Origin of the sequence: Paracoccus maritimus (assembly GCF_025195095.1) — a bacterium.
In the GTDB taxonomy this organism is placed as follows: domain Bacteria; phylum Pseudomonadota; class Alphaproteobacteria; order Rhodobacterales; family Rhodobacteraceae; genus Paracoccus; species Paracoccus maritimus.
The window spans coordinates 1-16,185 of the sequence record NZ_JANAVZ010000006.1 but is presented as its reverse complement, the minus strand read 5'-3'; the positions used below and the strand labels follow the sequence as shown (position 1 = coordinate 16,185).

Annotated in this window: 15 protein-coding genes and 1 tRNA gene; 6 read left to right on the top strand and 10 right to left on the bottom strand. The window is 64.3% G+C overall.

Going from position 1 to position 16,185, the window contains the following annotated elements; all coding sequences use genetic code 11:
* Positions 1-43: 43 nt before the first annotated feature.
* Positions 44-3,514 carry a DNA polymerase III subunit alpha gene (gene dnaE, locus MU516_RS11390; protein WP_260277332.1) on the top strand — a complete coding sequence of 1,157 codons (3,471 nt, stop codon included), beginning with the start codon at positions 44-46 and terminating at the stop codon, positions 3,512-3,514.
* 48 nt (positions 3,515-3,562) lie between these two features.
* Here the strand turns inward: dnaE and MU516_RS11385 are convergent, their stop codons facing one another.
* The 6 genes from MU516_RS11385 to MU516_RS11360 are packed head-to-tail and all read right to left on the bottom strand — an operon-like array spanning position 3,563 to position 9,585.
* Complete coding sequence (locus MU516_RS11385) at positions 3,563-3,979, bottom strand: Na+/H+ antiporter subunit G (protein ID WP_260277331.1); 417 nt, start codon at positions 3,977-3,979, stop codon at positions 3,563-3,565.
* A 12-nt stretch (positions 3,980-3,991) separates the two neighbouring features.
* On the bottom strand, positions 3,992-4,261 hold the full coding sequence (locus tag MU516_RS11380; RefSeq protein ID WP_209055976.1) for a K+/H+ antiporter subunit F: 270 nt from the start codon (positions 4,259-4,261) through the stop codon (positions 3,992-3,994).
* A complete protein-coding gene (locus MU516_RS11375) occupies positions 4,258-4,749 on the bottom strand; it encodes a Na+/H+ antiporter subunit E (RefSeq protein WP_260277330.1) in 492 nt (163 codons plus the stop codon). Before MU516_RS11375 ends, MU516_RS11380 begins: the two co-directional genes overlap by 4 nt.
* The gene (locus tag MU516_RS11370) at positions 4,746-6,344 is read right to left on the bottom strand and encodes a monovalent cation/H+ antiporter subunit D (RefSeq protein ID WP_260277329.1); all 1,599 of its coding nucleotides are present in this window, start codon (positions 6,342-6,344) and stop codon (positions 4,746-4,748) included. Before MU516_RS11370 ends, MU516_RS11375 begins: the two co-directional genes overlap by 4 nt.
* The gene (locus tag MU516_RS11365) at positions 6,341-6,742 is read right to left on the bottom strand and encodes a Na+/H+ antiporter subunit C (RefSeq protein ID WP_209055979.1); all 402 of its coding nucleotides are present in this window, start codon (positions 6,740-6,742) and stop codon (positions 6,341-6,343) included. Before MU516_RS11365 ends, MU516_RS11370 begins: the two co-directional genes overlap by 4 nt.
* Positions 6,742-9,585, bottom strand: coding sequence for a monovalent cation/H+ antiporter subunit A (locus tag MU516_RS11360; RefSeq protein WP_260277328.1), 2,844 nt, complete (start codon positions 9,583-9,585; stop codon positions 6,742-6,744). Before MU516_RS11360 ends, MU516_RS11365 begins: the two co-directional genes overlap by 1 nt.
* A 155-nt stretch (positions 9,586-9,740) precedes the next feature.
* On the opposite strand from MU516_RS11360, the gene ruvC reads away from it, so the two are divergent.
* From ruvC to ruvB, 4 genes are read left to right on the top strand one after another with little or no spacing between them, the layout of a single operon-like run.
* Positions 9,741-10,259, top strand: a complete 519-nt coding sequence (ruvC, locus tag MU516_RS11355) for a crossover junction endodeoxyribonuclease RuvC (RefSeq protein WP_260277327.1) — start codon at positions 9,741-9,743, stop codon at positions 10,257-10,259.
* A complete protein-coding gene (gene ruvA / locus MU516_RS11350) occupies positions 10,256-10,957 on the top strand; it encodes a Holliday junction branch migration protein RuvA (protein ID WP_260277326.1) in 702 nt (233 codons plus the stop codon). The genes ruvC and ruvA overlap by 4 nt, the downstream gene beginning before the upstream one ends.
* A 4-nt stretch (positions 10,958-10,961) precedes the next feature.
* On the top strand, positions 10,962-11,825 hold the full coding sequence (gene htpX, locus MU516_RS11345; protein WP_260277325.1) for a zinc metalloprotease HtpX: 864 nt from the start codon (positions 10,962-10,964) through the stop codon (positions 11,823-11,825).
* Positions 11,822-12,853: a Holliday junction branch migration DNA helicase RuvB gene (gene ruvB / locus MU516_RS11340; protein ID WP_260277324.1), complete on the top strand. Its 1,032-nt coding sequence runs from the start codon at positions 11,822-11,824 to the stop codon at positions 12,851-12,853. The genes htpX and ruvB overlap by 4 nt, the downstream gene beginning before the upstream one ends.
* A 92-nt stretch (positions 12,854-12,945) precedes the next feature.
* Here ruvB and folD read toward each other — a convergent pair whose 3' ends face one another.
* The 4 genes from folD to MU516_RS11320 form a co-directional block, all read right to left on the bottom strand.
* On the bottom strand, positions 12,946-13,821 hold the full coding sequence (gene folD, locus MU516_RS11335) for a bifunctional methylenetetrahydrofolate dehydrogenase/methenyltetrahydrofolate cyclohydrolase FolD (protein ID WP_260277322.1): 876 nt from the start codon (positions 13,819-13,821) through the stop codon (positions 12,946-12,948).
* Positions 13,818-14,165 (bottom strand): chorismate mutase, encoded by a 348-nt coding sequence (locus MU516_RS11330; RefSeq protein WP_425606850.1) that lies wholly within the window; start codon positions 14,163-14,165, stop codon positions 13,818-13,820. Before MU516_RS11330 ends, folD begins: the two co-directional genes overlap by 4 nt.
* Before the next feature lie 70 nt (positions 14,166-14,235).
* Positions 14,236-14,309: transfer RNA gene (locus MU516_RS11325), tRNA-Gly, on the bottom strand.
* Between the two features lie 101 nt (positions 14,310-14,410).
* On the bottom strand, positions 14,411-14,860 hold the full coding sequence (locus tag MU516_RS11320; protein ID WP_260277321.1) for a nucleoside deaminase: 450 nt from the start codon (positions 14,858-14,860) through the stop codon (positions 14,411-14,413).
* A gap of 119 nt (positions 14,861-14,979) precedes the next feature.
* On the opposite strand from MU516_RS11320, the gene MU516_RS11315 reads away from it, so the two are divergent.
* On the top strand, positions 14,980-16,185 hold a 1,206-nt coding region (locus MU516_RS11315), incomplete at its 3' end, for a pseudouridine synthase (RefSeq protein WP_260277320.1).

Genomic DNA, 16,185 nt, shown 5'->3' with positions numbered 1-16,185 from the left:
TGAACGATTGCGCAGGTTCCTCAGGCTGCGATAACGTCGCGCCATGGCGACGGCATCCCCCCGATTCATTCACCTGCGCACCCATTCCGAGCATTCTCTGCTGGAGGGTGCGATTCCTGTCGGCAAGCTGCCCTCGCTTGCCGCCGATGCGGGAATGCCCGCGGTCGCGCTGACCGACACCAATGCGATGTTCGCGGCGCTGGAATTCAGCGTGAAGGCAATGGACAAGGGCGTCCAGCCGATCATCGGCTGCCAGATGACACTGGCCGCCGAGGCAACCGGCCCGGTGGTGCTGCTGGCGCAGAGCCAGACGGGCTGGCTGAACCTGATGGCGTTGTCCTCGTGCCTCTATCTGCGAACGGACGGCAGCTTGCCGCATGTCACGCTGGACGAATTATGTGCGCATTCCGAGGGGCTGATCTGTCTGACAGGCGGCGCGACCGGCCCGCTGGGACTGTTGATCGTGCAGGGGCAGACCGAAAAGGCGGCGGCGCTTGCCGACCGGCTGGCCGCAGCGTTTCCGAGCCGGTTATATGTCGAATTGCAGCGTCATCCGGGCGAGAACGGGCAATTGATGGCGGCGGAAGCCGCGTCGGAATCCGGGCTGATCGATCTGGCCTATCGGCGCGAGTTGCCGCTGGTCGCCACCAATGACGTGTATTTCCCCAAACCCGACCTTTACGAGGCGCATGACGCACTGATCTGCATTGCGGAAAAGGCCTATGTGGATCAGGCACAACCCCGCCGCCGCCTGACCCCGCAGCATTATTTCAAGTCGCCCGAGGAAATGGCGGTGCTGTTCGCCGATCTGCCCGAGGCGCTGGAAAACACCGTCGAGATCGCGCGGCGCTGTGCCTTTGCCGTCAGCAAGCACAAGCCGATCCTGCCCAGATTCGCCGATGACGAAGTCACGGAACTGCGCCGTCAAGCGAAAGAGGGGCTTGCCGCGCGGCTCAAGGTGATCCCGCATGCAGTACCGGTCGAGGAATATCAGAAGCGGCTGGAATTCGAACTGGGCATCATCGAACAGATGGGGTTTCCCGGCTATTTCCTGATCGTCGCGGACTTCATCCAATGGGCCAAGGATCACAAGATACCGGTCGGCCCGGGGCGCGGTTCGGGGGCGGGGTCGCTGGTCGCCTATGCGCTGACCATTACCGACCTTGATCCGCTGCGCTACAGCCTGCTGTTCGAACGCTTCCTGAACCCGGAACGGGTGTCGATGCCGGATTTCGACATCGATTTCTGCATGGACCGCCGCGAAGAGGTGATCCGCTATGTTCAGGACAAGTACGGCAAGGAAAAGGTCGGCCAGATCATCACATTCGGTGCGCTGCTGTCCAAGGCCGCCGTGCGCGACGTGGGCCGCGTGTTGCAGCTGCCCTTCGGGCAGGTGGACCGTCTGTCCAAGATGATCCCGGTCGAGGGCGTGAAGCCGGTCAGCGTCACCAAGGCCCGTGCCGAAGAACCCCGCCTGCGCGAGGCCGCGAAGGAAGAGGTGGTGGCCCGCCTGCTGGATTACGCCGAAAAGATCGAGGGGCTGTATCGCAACGCATCGACCCATGCAGCGGGGGTGGTGATCGGCGACCGGCCGCTGGATCAACTGGTGCCGCTGTATCGCGATCCGGGTTCGGATATGCCGGCCACCCAGTTCAACATGAAATGGGTTGAACAGGCTGGGTTGGTAAAATTCGACTTTCTGGGCCTGAAGACGCTGACCGTCATCCAGAACGCCGTCGATCTGATCAATGGGGGCGGGCGGCCTTTGCATGTCGCGGCCGACGGACGCAGGCTGTACGATCCGCCCGAGGGCGCCGAGAACCAGATTAACGCGATCCCTTTGGAGGACAAGGCCAGCTACGATCTGTTCGCCAGCGCCCGGACCGTCGCGGTGTTCCAGGTCGAAAGTTCTGGCATGATGGACGCGCTGCGGCGGATGCGTCCCACCTGCATCGAGGACATCGTGGCGCTTGTGGCGCTGTATCGTCCCGGCCCGATGGAGAACATCCCGACCTATTGCGAGGTCAAGAACGGCGTTCGCGATCTGGAATCGATCCATCCCAGCATCGATCATATTCTGGCCGAGACGCAGGGCATCATCGTCTATCAGGAACAGGTGATGCAGATCGCGCAGGTCATGGCTGGCTACAGCCTTGGCGGCGCCGACCTTCTGCGCCGCGCGATGGGCAAGAAGATCGCCGCCGAAATGGCGAAGGAGCGCCCGAAATTCATCAAAGGCAGCGTCGAGAACGGCGTGTCGGAAAAGAAGGCGGGCGAGGTTTTCGACCTGCTGGAGAAGTTCGCCAATTACGGCTTCAACAAATCGCACGCGGCGGCCTATGCGGTGGTCAGCTATCAGACCGCGTGGCTCAAGGCGAACCACCCAGTCGAATTCATGGCCGCGGTGATGAACTGCGATATTCACCTGACCGACAAGCTGGCGATCTACAAACGCGAATGCGACCGGATGGGCATCGAGATCGTCCCGCCTTGCGTGAACCGGTCCGCCCCGAAATTCACCGTCAGGGACGGGCGAATTCACTATGCGCTGGGTGCCTTGAAGGGTGTCGGAATCGACGCGATGCGGCTGATCGAAGAAGCGCGGGGCGAGACGGTGTTCCGCGATATCCACGATTTCGCACGGCGCGTGGACATGAAGCGCGTGGGCAAACGGCCCTTGGAAATGCTTGCGCGGGCAGGGGCCTTCGACGCGCTGGACGACAATCGGGCACGGGTGCTGAAGTCGCTTGATGCGCTGGTGGCGTGGTCGGCGGCGGTTCAGGAACAGGCGGCATCCAGCCAGTCGTCGCTGTTCGGCGGTGGAGAGGATCTGCCGCCGCCGCGCGCGGCCCTTGCGCAGGTCTGGTTGCCTGCCGAGAAGCTGGGCGAGGAACACCGGGCTGTCGGCTTCTACCTGTCCGGGCATCCGCTGGACGACTACCTGCCGGCGCTGAAGCGCAAGAAGGTCCAGACGCTGGCCGAGATCAGCGCCGAGGCCGCCGGCGGGCCGTTGGTTACCTCGATCGCTGGAACCGTCGCCGCGCGGATGGAACGCAAATCCGCCAAGGGCACGCAATACGCCTTTGTCAGCCTGTCCGATCCGACCGGGTTGTATGAAGTCACCGTCTTCTCGGACCTTTTGACCGCATCCCGCGACCGGCTGGAACCGGGCGAAAACGTCGTGCTGCAGGTCAAGGTCGAGCCCTCGGGCGACCAGGTCAAGATGCTGGCGAATTCGGTTGCACGGCTTGAAGATGCGGTGGCCGATGCCGGGGCAGGCTCGCTTGCGGTCGAGATGCAGGGGGCTGATACGATCCCGCGCCTGGCCGAAGTGCTGGGCCGGATTCAGGCCGAGTTCAGCGTTTCCGCGCGCAGCCGCGGCCCCGTATTGCTGCGACTGCGCGAAGGTGACGAACTGATCGAGATCGAAGTCGCGAACGATGCCCCTCTGACCACCCCGGCGCGGCAGGCGCTGCGTGCCGTTCCGGGCGTTCTGGACGTCATCGAGGAATAACAGGGCGCGGGCGACCGCGTGGCATTGGCGACATCGCAGCCGCTGCGGTCACTCGCGATGGTCGCGGACGGCCTTGTCCACCTCGGGAACCGCATCCATCAGGCTGCGATCCGCGGATTGCCCGAATGTCGCCCAGTTCCGATCCTCGCCCGGATCGGGCAATTCCTCGGGTCGCCATGTCAGGTGCATGTTGGTCTTGGCGATCATCAGCCCGGTGACCGGTGCCGTCAGGAACAGGAACAGGGTGATCAGCAATTCGTGCCAGCTTGAATGGTCGCTGAAAAAGAAGAACCAGCAAAGCGATGCCATCAGGATACCGCCGACGCCCAACGTGGCGGCCTTGGTCGGTGCGTGCAGCCGGGTCATCTGGTCAGGCAGTTTCACAAGCCCGAAAGAGCCGACAAGACCGAAGATGCCGCCCAGCACCAGAAGGGCGGTGATCAGGATTTCCGCAAAATATTCCATGTCCGGTCCTTTCTATTCGATCACGTCGCCGCGCAGCAGGAACTTCGCGTAGGCGACAGTCGAGACAAAGCCGACCATCGCGAACAGCAGCATGATCTCGAAATACATCGCGGTGTCATGCAGGATGCCGAACAATGCGATCAGCGCGATCATGTTGATCGACATCGTGTCCAGCGCGAGAACCCGGTCGCCGACACCGGGCGCGATCACCACCCGGTAAAGACAGAACAACTGGCCGATCCCGAAACAGGCGAAGGCAAAATATAGCGCGTATCCGATCATTCGAAGATCTCCTGCAGCCGGGCCTCGTAGCGGTTCTTGATGTCAAGGATGACGGATTCCGGCTCGGGTGCGTGAAGGCAATGGACCAACAGCGCATGACCGTCCTGTGACAAATCGGAACTGACCGTGCCGGGTGTCAGCGTGATGGTCGCGGCCAGCACCGTGATCGCCTCGGGCGAGCGCAGATCAAGGGGAATGGTGATCCATGCGGGCTGCAGCCGGCTGTTCGGCTTGAACAGCACGATCATCGCGACCTGCACATTCGCCACCACGATATCCCGAATCACCAGAAGCACATAGGCGATGATCTTGCCGGGATGGCGCAGCCGCGCGCGGTCGGGCCAGTAGGGTTCGGTCAGCGCCGGGATCGCGATGCTGAGCAGGATCGCGAAGACCAGCGACCCCCAGGCAAAGCGATTGACAAGCAGCATCCACACCAGCACCAGCAGTGCCGACAGGTAGGGATGGGGAAACAGACGGCGGATCATCGCGAACCCTCCTGCTGGCGCAGAACCGACTCATAGTAAAGCTGCGGATTGGTCAGCTGATCGGCGGTGTCCTGAAGATATCGCGTCAGCGGCCCCGCAAACAGCGCCAGCGCCACGGTACCTGCCAGCAGCATCCCTGTCGCCGTGAACGAAAGCCATGGCGCGGCGGAATCATCCACGTCCTGAATCGGCTCGTCCGTTTCCAGCTTGGTCGGGATCGGTCCGGGTTGCGGCCGCTGCCCTTCGTCCGTGTCGTTGCCGGGTTCAGGGTCCATTTCGTGCGATTTCCAGAACAGGATCGATCCGGCACGACCGAAGCCCACAAGCGCGATCAGCGAGGTGATCAGGATCGTGGCCCAGATCGCGGCCATCCACGGATCGTCCCGCGTCGCATCAAGGATCATCAGCTTGCCCAGAAACCCCGACAGCGGCGGCAGTCCGACAACGGCAATGCCGGCGACGAAGAAAAGCGCCGACACCAGTCCGGTGTTGCGGATCGCAGGACGAAGCCGCAGCCAGAAATCGCCGCCGCGTCGTGCCGCGATCAGGTCGACGACCAGAAACAATGCCGCGCCTGCCAGTGTCGAATGAATCATGTAGTAAAGGCCCGCGGTCAGCCCCTGCGCGTCGAACCGCGCAACCGAGATCATCAGCGTCCCGATCGAGGCGATGGCCGCGAACGCCGCCAGACGCGCCAGGCTTCGGGTGCCAAGCACCCCGATCTGTCCCAGTGTCAGCGTGATCAGTGCGGCGGGCAGGATCAGGTCGGTCGCGATGGTCTCGATCACCGAATCCTGCGGGAAGACCAGCGTGAAGAAACGGATGATCGCATAAACGCCGACCTTCGACATGATGGCGAACAACGCGGCGACCGGGCCGGGCGCGTTCGCATAGGTCGAAGGCAGCCAGAAATGCAGTGGCACGATCGCGGCCTTGATCGCGAAGACCAGCAGCAGCAGCACTGCGCCGGTTCGCAGCAGGGCGGTATCTTCGGTCGGCATCTGGGCCACGCGTTCGGCCATGTCCGCCATGTTCAGCGTGCCGGTCACGGCATACAGCGTCCCCAGCGCGGCAAGAAACAGCGCCGATCCGGCGAGATTGTAGCTGATATACTGAACGCCCGCGCGCAGCCGCATCGGGCCGCCGCCATGGATCATCAGACCGTAGCTGGCGATCAGCAGCACCTCGAAGAACACGAACAGGTTGAAGGCGTCGCCGGTCAGGAAGGCGCCGTTCAGCCCCATCAGCTGAAACAGCCAAAGCGAATGAAAATGCCAGCCCTTGCGGTCCCAGCCCGAGCCGATGCCGTAAAGCTGGACGATGACGGCCAGCACCGATGTCAGCAGCAGCATCAGCGCGGACAGGCGATCCAGCATCAGGACGATGCCGAAGGGGGCGGACCAGTTGCCAAGGCGATACACATACACATCGCCGCCCGCCGCCATCGCGCTTAGCTTGACGGCCACGGCCAGGGTCAGCAGGCTGCCGATGACGCCGAAGACGCGCTGTTGCAGCAGGTCGTGGCGCATCCACAGGATCATCAGCGGCCCGAGGATGGCGGGAATAAGGACCGGGGCGATCAGCAGATGGTTCATGCGGTCTCGTCCTCGGTCTGTTTGGGGTCGTCGATGGTCTTCAGCGGTGGCATGATGCGGTCGTTTTCCGGCATGTTGATGTGGTCATCCCCGCCTTCGATGAATGCGCCCAAAGCCATCATCACCACCACCGCCGTCATCCCGAACGAGATCACGATCGCGGTCAGCACCAGTGCCTGCGGCAGCGGATCGGTATAGTCGGCGACGTTGACCTCGCCATGGCCGTGCAGGATCGGCGGCATGTTCACGACCAGCCGCCCCGTCGTGAACAGGAAGGCGTTGATTGCATAGGTCAGCATGGTCATGCCCAGCACGACGGCGAAGGTGCGCAGGCGCAGGATCAGGTAGATACCGGCTGCCGTGGTCGCGCCGATGGCCGAAGCGACAAGAAATTCCATCAGTTCGCCTCCTTCGGCTGCTCGTCGCTCAGATCGATGTCCATCGGTTTCTTGTTCACGGTCTCGCCGGTCTTGCGCGCGATCCGCGACAGAGAGTTCAGCGCCAGCATCACCGCGCCGACGACGCACAGGAACACGCCAAGATCGAAGCCCATCGCGGTTGCAAGCTCGAACTCTTCAAGGAAGGGAAGCTTGAAATATCCGTAGGCCGAGGTCAGGAACGGCCGGCCGTTGAACCACGCGCCGATGCCGGTGACGCCGGCGGCCACGACACCGGCCCCGATCAGTGCGTGATATGGCAGTCCCTGACGGTCCTGCGCCCAGGCATAGCCCGAAGCCATGTACTGCATCAGCAGCGCGATCGCGACGACAAGACCCGCGATGAAACCGCCGCCGGGCTGGTTGTGACCGCGCAGGAAGATATAGATACCCACCACCAGCGAGATCGGCAGGATCACCCGCGTCGCGATGACAAGCATCAGCGGATGGCGGTCGCCCGCGCGGCGTTGATCGTGGACCCAGTTCGTCAGCCGCTTGGCCGAACGGCCCTGCAGCAGGGTCTGAGTCAGCGCAAAGATCGCCAGCGCGGCGATGCCAAGCACCGTGATCTCGCCGAACGTATCATAGCCGCGGAAGTCCACCAGGATCACGTTCACGACGTTGTCGCCGCCGCCCAGCTTGTAGCTGTTTTCGAGCATGTAGCTGGAAATGCTGGGAAACGCGAAATCGCGCCGCAGCATGGCATAGGTCAGGGCGCCGAAACCCAGTCCCGCCAGCGTCGCGATGAAGGCATCCCAGCCGCGATGGACGGAAGATGTTTCGGTCGCCGTCCGCTTGGGCAGGAAGTTCAGCGCCAGCAGAAGCAGGATCACCGTGACCACCTCGACCGAGATCTGCGTCAGCGCAAGGTCAGGGGCCGAGAAGTAGGCAAAGAAGATCGAGGTGATAAGCCCGACGATGCCGACCAGAACCAGCGCCAGCACGCGGATGCGATGGAAGAAGACCATGCAGCCCGTCGCGACGATGGCCATCAGCCAACCGACGAACGGCACCGGCTCGACCGGCAGCATCGGTCGCGTGACCGGCCCTGCCTCGCCGGTCAACCATGCGACACCGGCAGCCCCCAGAACGGTCAGCGTGAAGAAGGCCAGTGCGCGGGGCATCGAGCCGTTCGTCAGCCCGGCGGTGATGGCACGACCGACAAACACGCAGCGCAGCACGAACCAGTCGAAGATCGCCTTCGCCTCGGGACGCGGCGCGGCGTCCCACGCGGCCAGCAGCGGGCGATGCAGACCCAGCAGGAACGCTCCGCCGGCAATCGCGATCAGCGACATGATCAGGGCGGCGTTCACGCCGTGCCACAACGAGATATGGGCATGCGCAACTTCGCCGGTCACGGCACTGGCCGAAGCATCGACCAGCCAGCCGGCCATGGTATTGGGGAACAGCCCGATCAGGACGACCAGCACCACCAACAGCGCCGGTCCTGCCCACATCCCGAAACCCGGATCATGCGGGTGGTAGGGATAGTCGTCGCGTTCGTTGCCCAGAAACACCTGCACGATGAAGCGCAGCGAATAGCAGACCGAGAACAGCGCCGCGATGGTGGCGACAACCATGAACACCTGTCGCGCCATCTCCAGATGGCTGGCCTCGTAAAGCATCATCTCTTTCGACAGGAATCCGTTCAGGGGCGGTATGCCGGCCATCGACAAGGCGGCAACGGTGCCGATCAGGAATGTCACCGGCATCAGCTTTCGAAGCCCGCCCAGACGCGCAATCGACCTTGTGCCGGTCTCATGGTCGATGATCCCGGCGGTCATGAACAGCGCGGCCTTGAAGGTCGCGTGGTTGATGATGTGGAACACGGCAGCGATCGCCGCATCCTTGGTGCCAAAGCCCAGAAGCATCGTGATCAGGCCAAGGTGACTGACCGTCGAGAACGCCAGCAGCGCCTTGAGATCGTCCTTGAAGACCGCGATCAGCGCGCCAAGCGTCATCGTGATCAGACCGATGATCGACACGATCCAGAACCATTCCGCTGTGCCCGACAGCACCGGCCACAGCCGCGCCATCAGGAACAGACCCGCCTTCACCATGGTGGCGCTGTGCAGATAGGCGCTGACCGGCGTGGGGGCCGCCATCGCGTGCGGCAGCCAGAAGTGGAACGGGAACTGCGCGGATTTCGTGAAGGCGCCGATCAGGATCAGGATCAGTGCCGTGGTATAGTGCGGGCTGGCCTGGATCGCTTCTTTGGCGTTCAGGATGTCGCTGATGTCATAGCTGCCTGCGATCTGCCCAAGGATCAGCATGCCCGCGATCATCGCCAGACCGCCCATCCCGGTCACCGTCAGCGCCATCCGTGCGCCCTGACGGCCAGCTGGCAGATGCCGCCAATAGCCGATCAGCAGGAATGACGACAGCGATGTAAGTTCCCAGAAAACCAGCAGAAGCAGGATGTTGTCGGACAGAACGATACCGACCATCGCTCCCTGAAACAGCATCAGATAGGTGTAGAACTTGCCGATCGAGTCATGCCGCGACAGGTAGAACCGTGCATAGGTGATGATCAGAAGGCCGATCCCGAGGATCAGGATCCCGAACAGCAGGGACAGCCCGTCGATCCGGAAATTCGCGTTCAACTGGATCAGCGGCAACCATTCGAACCGGGCGGTGATGACCTCGCCGCGCATGATCGCGGGCACATGCAGCAGCAAGCCCAAAAGTGCAACGAATGTGGTTGTTCCGCAGGCCGTGGCGGCGACGCTGCGTCCCGAACGGATCAGCAGTCCCGGCAACAGCGCGCCGATGAAGGGCAACATGGCGATGAGGGCTGGCGACATGGGTCCTCGATCCTGTTCACAATTTTTTTGTTCGTTGTTTCCCTTTGTGTTTCCAATCGGGCAGGGGGAGTCAAGCAGATGCCCCCCAAAGCGTGTTTTCCCTAGTCGATGTTCGCCTTTCGTGCTAGCTCTGAAACAAAAGAGAAGGGGCAGTCATGCGGGTTCTGGGGATTGATCCAGGTCTGAGAAACATGGGTTGGGGCGTGATCGCGGTCGATGGATCGCGGATGCGCCACGTCGCGAACGGGGTGATCCATTCCACCGCCGCCGGGGACGGGCGTGACCTGGCCGCGCGGCTTTCGCAGCTGTTTCGCGGTCTTTGCGCGGTGATCGCGGAACATCGGCCTGATGCCGCGGCGGTGGAACAGACATTCGTCAACAAGGATGCCTCGGGTACGCTGAAGCTGGGGCAGGCACGCGGCATTGCACTGCTTGCGCCCGCGGAAGCGGGGCTTGAGGTGGGAGAATACGCGCCGAACGCGGTCAAGAAGACCGTCGTGGGCGTCGGACATGCCGGGAAGGAACAGGTGCAGCACATGGTGCGCGTGCAACTGCCCGGGGTCGTCATTGATGGGGCCGACGCGGCCGACGCGCTGGCCATCGCCATCTGTCACGCGCGGCATCTGCAGGGCCGGACCCTGCGAGAGGCCCGCCCGCGGCAAGGTGTCGCATGATCGGCCGCATCGCAGGGGTGATCCTGCACCGCGCGCGCGATCACGTGCTGATCGATGTGCGCGGCGTGGGCTATATCGTTCATGTCAGCGAACGCACGGCCGCAGGGCTGCCGCCTGCGGGGCAGGCCGTGGCACTTTATACCGATCTTCTGGTGCGCGAGGATCTGCTGCAGCTTTTCGGGTTTTCCACGCTGCTGGAGAAGGAATGGCACCGGCTTCTGACCAGCGTTCAAGGGGTGGGGGCAAAGGTCTCGCTTGCCGTTCTGGGTACGCTGGGGGCCGAGGGGCTGGGCCGGGCCATCGCCTTGGGTGACTGGTCGGCGGTGCGCAAGGCGCAGGGTGTCGGGCCGAAGCTGGCGCAGCGGGTGGTGCTGGAACTGAAGGACAAGGCCCCTGCGATCATGGCGCTTGGCGGCGATCTGACCGTCGATGCGGGGGGGGCGGACGAGCCGGGCATCGAACCCGGCACGCCCGCCGCTTCGGCGCCGGCCAAGGGTGCCGGGGCCGATGCGCGCCCTGCCTCTGCCGCCGCGCCAACCGCGCGCGCCGCCGCCGAGGCACTGTCTGCATTGGCGAATCTGGGCTATGCAACCTCGGAAGCCGCCGCTGCCGTCGCCGAGGCGCAGGCGCGGGAACCCGAGGCGGCGACCGCCGGTTTGATCCGCGCGGCACTAAGATCGCTGGCTCCGAAGGATTAGGGTGATGGCTGGGAACGCGCGAACCTTTCTGTTGATGGCGGCAATGACCGCGCTTGTGATGGCGCTTGGCTGGATGATGGGCGGACGCGGCGGGATGATCCTTGCCTTCCTGTTTGCGGGCGCGGGAAACCTGTTCGCGTTCTGGAACAGCGACAAGATGGTGCTGCGCCAGCAGGGCGCGACCGAGCTGACGCCCCATCAGGGTGCGGAATTGCATGGACTTGTGGCCGAGCTTGCCGAACGCGCAGGCCTGCCGATGCCGCGGGTGTATCTGCTGCCGACCGAACAGCCCAACGCCTTCGCGACGGGGCGCAATCCGCAGAACGCCGCCGTCGCAGTGACGCAGGGATTGCTGCGCGGCCTGAACCGCGACGAACTTGCGGGCGTGATCGCCCATGAGCTGGCCCATATCAAGAATCGCGACACGCTGACCATGACGATCACCGCGACCATGGCAGGCGCGATCGCCATGATGGGCAACATGTTGTTGTTCACGGGCGGTCGCGAGGGACGCGGCGGGATGCTGGGTGGTATCATCGCGATGGTGCTTGCGCCGATTGCGGCGATGATGGTGCAGATGGCGATCTCGCGCACGCGCGAATACGAGGCCGACCGCGAAGGCGCAGAGATCTGCGGACAGCCGCTGGCGCTGGCTTCGGCGCTGAACCGGATCGCTCAGATGGCCGGTCGCAGCATGAACGTGCCGGCCGAGCGCAATCCGGCCTCGGCTGCCCTGTTCATCATCAATCCCCTGCACGGCATGCGCATGGACAGCCTTTTCGCAACCCATCCGCCGACCGAAGAGCGGATCGCCCGGTTGCAGGGAATGGCGGGGGGCGCACGACCCGGACCATGGGGCCGCGAATGACGCAGCCAGATCCCACCCTGCGGCCCGAGCCGATGGAGGGCGAGGTCGAGGACCGTGCCCTGCGGCCCCAGGCGTTGACGGATTTCGTCGGTCAGGCCGAGGCGCGCGCCAATCTGCGGGTCTTCATCGACAGCGCGAAGATGCGCGGCAAGGCGATGGATCATACGCTGTTCTTCGGCCCGCCGGGGTTGGGCAAGACCACGCTGGCGCAGATCATGGCGCGCGAGCTTGCCGTCAATTTCCGCATGACCTCGGGGCCGGTTCTGGCGCGGGCCGGCGATCTGGCTGCGATCCTGACCAATCTCGACGCCCGCGATGTGCTGTTCATCGACGAGATCCACCGGATGAACCCGGCGGTCGAAGAGGTGCTTTATCCCGCGATGGAGGATTTCGAACTGGATCTGGTGATCGGCGAGGGGCCGGCCGCGCGGACCGTCCGGATCGAATTGCAGCCTTTCACACTGGTCGGCGCGACCACCCGGCTTGGACTGCTGACCACGCCGCTGCGGGATCGTTTCGGAATCCCCACCCGGCTGCAGTTCTACGAGATCCCCGAGCTTGACCTGATCGTGCAGCGGGGCGCACGCATGATGGGGATCGAGGCCGACCCGGACGGCACGCGCGAAATCGCGCGCCGTGCCCGTGGCACCCCCCGGATCGCGGGCAGGCTGCTGCGCCGGGTGATCGATTTCGCGCTGGTCGAGGGCGATGGTCGCTTGACCCGCCAGATCGCCGATTCGGCACTGACGAGGCTGGGCGTGGATGATCTGGGCCTTGACGGTGCCGACCGGCGCTATCTGTCCCTGATGGCCGAACATTATGGCGGCGGCCCGGTCGGGGTGGAAACCCTTTCAGCGGCCCTGTCGGAAAGCCGTGATGCCATCGAAGAGGTGATCGAGCCCTATCTGTTGCAGCAGGGCCTGATCGCACGGACGCCCAGGGGGCGGCAGCTGGCGGCGCGCGCGTGGACCCATCTGGGACTGGCAGCGCCGGTGGCGATGCGTCAGGCCGGGCTGTTCGAGGGCTAAGATCCCAACCGCTAGTGAGACGTCGCCGCGCCCGGGCAGTTTCGCAAAGAAGCAGCCCCAGTGCCTTCAGAAGGCTTGCGCAGATCTCCCAGTCAGGGGGTCAGGCCTTCGGGATCGGGCAGCCCGTTCACACGGGCCGTCGCGGTCAGCGTGTTGGCCAGCAGGCAGGCGATCGTCATCGGTCCCACGCCCCCGGGCACAGGCGTGATCGCGCCCGCAACCTCTCGCGCTGCGGCGAAGTCCACGTCGCCGACCAGACCGTCCTCGGTTCGGTTGATGCCGACATCGATGACCGTGGCGCCCGGTTTGATCCAATCGCCCTTGACGAAATGCGGCCGCCCGACGGCGGCGACCAGAATATCGGCCTCGCGGCACAGCGCGGGCAGATCCTGGGTCCGGGAATGTGCGATCGTCACGGTGGCGCTGTCGCGCAGCAGAAGCTGTGCCATCGGCTTGCCCACGATGTTCGATCTGCCGACGACCACCGCACGCTTGCCGGACAGGCTGCCCAGATGGTCCCGCAGCATCATCAGGCACCCAAGCGGGGTGCAGGGGACCATGGATTTCTGCCCGGTGGCCAGCAGGCCGACATTCAGGATGTGAAACCCGTCCACGTCCTTGGCGGGGTCGATCGCGTTGATGACCGCAGCTTCGTCCATATGACCCGGCAGCGGCAACTGCACCAGTATCCCGTTCACGTCGGGATCGCCGTTCAGCCGCTTGATCAGCGCCAGAAGATCCGCTTCTGCGGTGTCGGCCGGCAGCTTGTGTTCATAAGAGTTCATGCCGACTTCGACGGTCTGCTTGCCCTTGGACCGGACATAGACCTGACTGGCCGGATCCTCGCCGACCAGCACGACGGCAAGACCTGGCGTGATCCCGCGATCCCGCATCGCGGCAACCTCGGCGGCGATGCGCTGGCGCAGTCCGGCTGCGAACGCCTTGCCGTCGATTAGGGTGGCGGTCATTGGCGATCTCCCTTCAGGTGGCGGTCTTCCTGTGCGATGGCCGCTTCGACCAGGCGTCGCCAGATATCCGCGAACAGGTCTTCATCCAGCCCGGCTGCGGCGGCGTTGCGTCGGGCGTTCTGCACGACCTCGTCCACGCGCCAGTCGATGCGTGCGGGCAGGCTCTGGGCGGCCTTGATCTGTGCCGCCCGATCGATCAGATCGCGGCGGCGTGCGAACAGGGCGATCAGCTCGGCGTCCAGCGCGTCGATATGTGCGCGCAAGGCCGGCATGTCGATGATATCGTCTGGTTCGGTCATCCTGACCCGGACATGCACCGAGGCGAGAACGGGTGCAAGAGGCACCGTCATCGACCGTTGGTCGCAGATCGGTCTGGTGCCGAAGCCGCGGGATGTGCGTCAGAAAGGGAGGTTTTGGAGCGGGTGATGGGAATCGAACCCACGTATTCAGCTTGGAAGGCTGCTGCTCTACCATTGAGCTACACCCGCACACCCCCCGTATATGCGGGCCAGCCTTGGGGTGCAAGACGTCCGGTGCGATGTTCCTGCCCGCAAGCGCGCAACGAAATCCCGGAGGACCGGAACCTGCGTCACCGGCGATCCTGGAAGAAAGATTGCAGCAGCCGCCGCGCAGCTTCCGCGTCGATGCCCTCATAGATCTGCGGGCGATGATGGCATTGGGGATGATCGAACACGCGCGCGCCATGCGACACGCCGCCCATGCGCGGATCGGATGCCCCGTAATACAGCACCTCGATTCGCGCCGCCGAGATTGCAGCGGCGCACATCGGGCAGGGCTCCAGCGTGACCCACAGCGCATGGCCCGGCAGTCGTTCCGACCCGGCCGCGATGCAGGCGGCACGAATCGCCAGGATCTCGGCATGGGCGGTGGGATCGCGGTATTCGCGCGTCCGATTGCCGGCCGAGGCCACGACCTCTCCGCCAGGTGCGACCAGCACCGCACCCACCGGCACCTCGCCGCGATCGGCGGCGGCGCGCGCCTCTGCCAGCGCCAGCGGCATATGCGAGGTGAAATTCATGCCCGGTTGTCGCAAGGCTGCGAAAGCCGCGCAAGCTGTCAAAAGAATCCTTTCCCCGTGCGGTATGAAGGCGTAGTAAACCGCCTTTGCCACCGCAGCGATGCGAAGGAGAATGTCGCATGACCGAAACCCCAGAAAACACCGAAAAGCCCGCAGATGCCGACCGGATCGCCAAGGTGATCGCCCGCGCCGGTGTCGCAAGCCGCCGCGAGGCCGAACGGATGATCGTCGAAGGCCGCGTGACCGTGAACGGGCAAAAGATCGACAGCCCGGCGCTGGACGTGATGCCCGGCGACCGGATCACCGTGGACGGCAAGAAGCTGGATGAAAAACAGGACACACGGCTGTGGCTTTACTACAAGCCGATCGGGCTGATTACCTCGGAAGCCGATGAAAAGGGTCGCCAGACCGTGTTCGATGCGCTGCCGCGCGACCTGCCACGGGTAATGACCGTCGGGCGGCTGGACCTGAATTCCGAAGGGCTTTTGCTGCTGACCAATGACGGGGATCTGAAGCGCCGGCTGGAACTGCCCTCGACCGGGTGGCTGCGCCGGTATCGCGTGCGGGTCAACGGCACCCCCAGCGATCTGACCTTCGCGCCATTGCGCCGCGGCGCCACCATCGAAGGCGAGGAATTCGCACCGATGGAGATCAAGCTTGACAGTCAGCAAGGCGCGAATGCGTGGCTGACCGTGGGCATCCGCGAGGGCAAGAACCGCGAGATCCGTCGTGCGATGGCACATGTCGGGTTGCAGGTGAACCGGCTGATCCGGATCGGCTATGGCCCGTTCAAGCTGACCGGGCTTGAGAAGAACCAGGTCAGTGAGGTCAAGCGCAAGGTGCTGCGCGACCAGTTGGGCGGCTTGCTGACCGGCGACGCCACCGAGAAAGAGCGCGAGATGCGTCCGCGCGGCGCCGAGGGTGCCCGCGCGGGTTTCGGCAAGCCCGGCCCGCGTCCGGATGGCCCGCGGCGCAGCGTTCGCGGTGCCGGTGACTCAGAGGATCGTCCGGCGCGGCGATTCGGCGATGACCGCCCACGTCGCGATCATGACGACGCGCCGCGCAGCTTCCGCAGCGGTCCCAAGCACGGATCGCGCGACGGTCAGGGCGATACCGGGTCCGGTGACAAGCCGCGCTGGAACAGCAAGGACCGACCGGCACGTTCCGACAGGCCATGGGAAAACTCGGACCGTCCTCGCGGTCCGCGCACCGAGGGCGAGCAATCGGACCGTCCGCGCCGCAGCTTTGGCGGCAAGCCCGGTGCAGACCGTCCGGCAAGCGGCGGCAAGCCGTGGGAGAAGTCTGATCGTGCTCGCGGTCCGCGC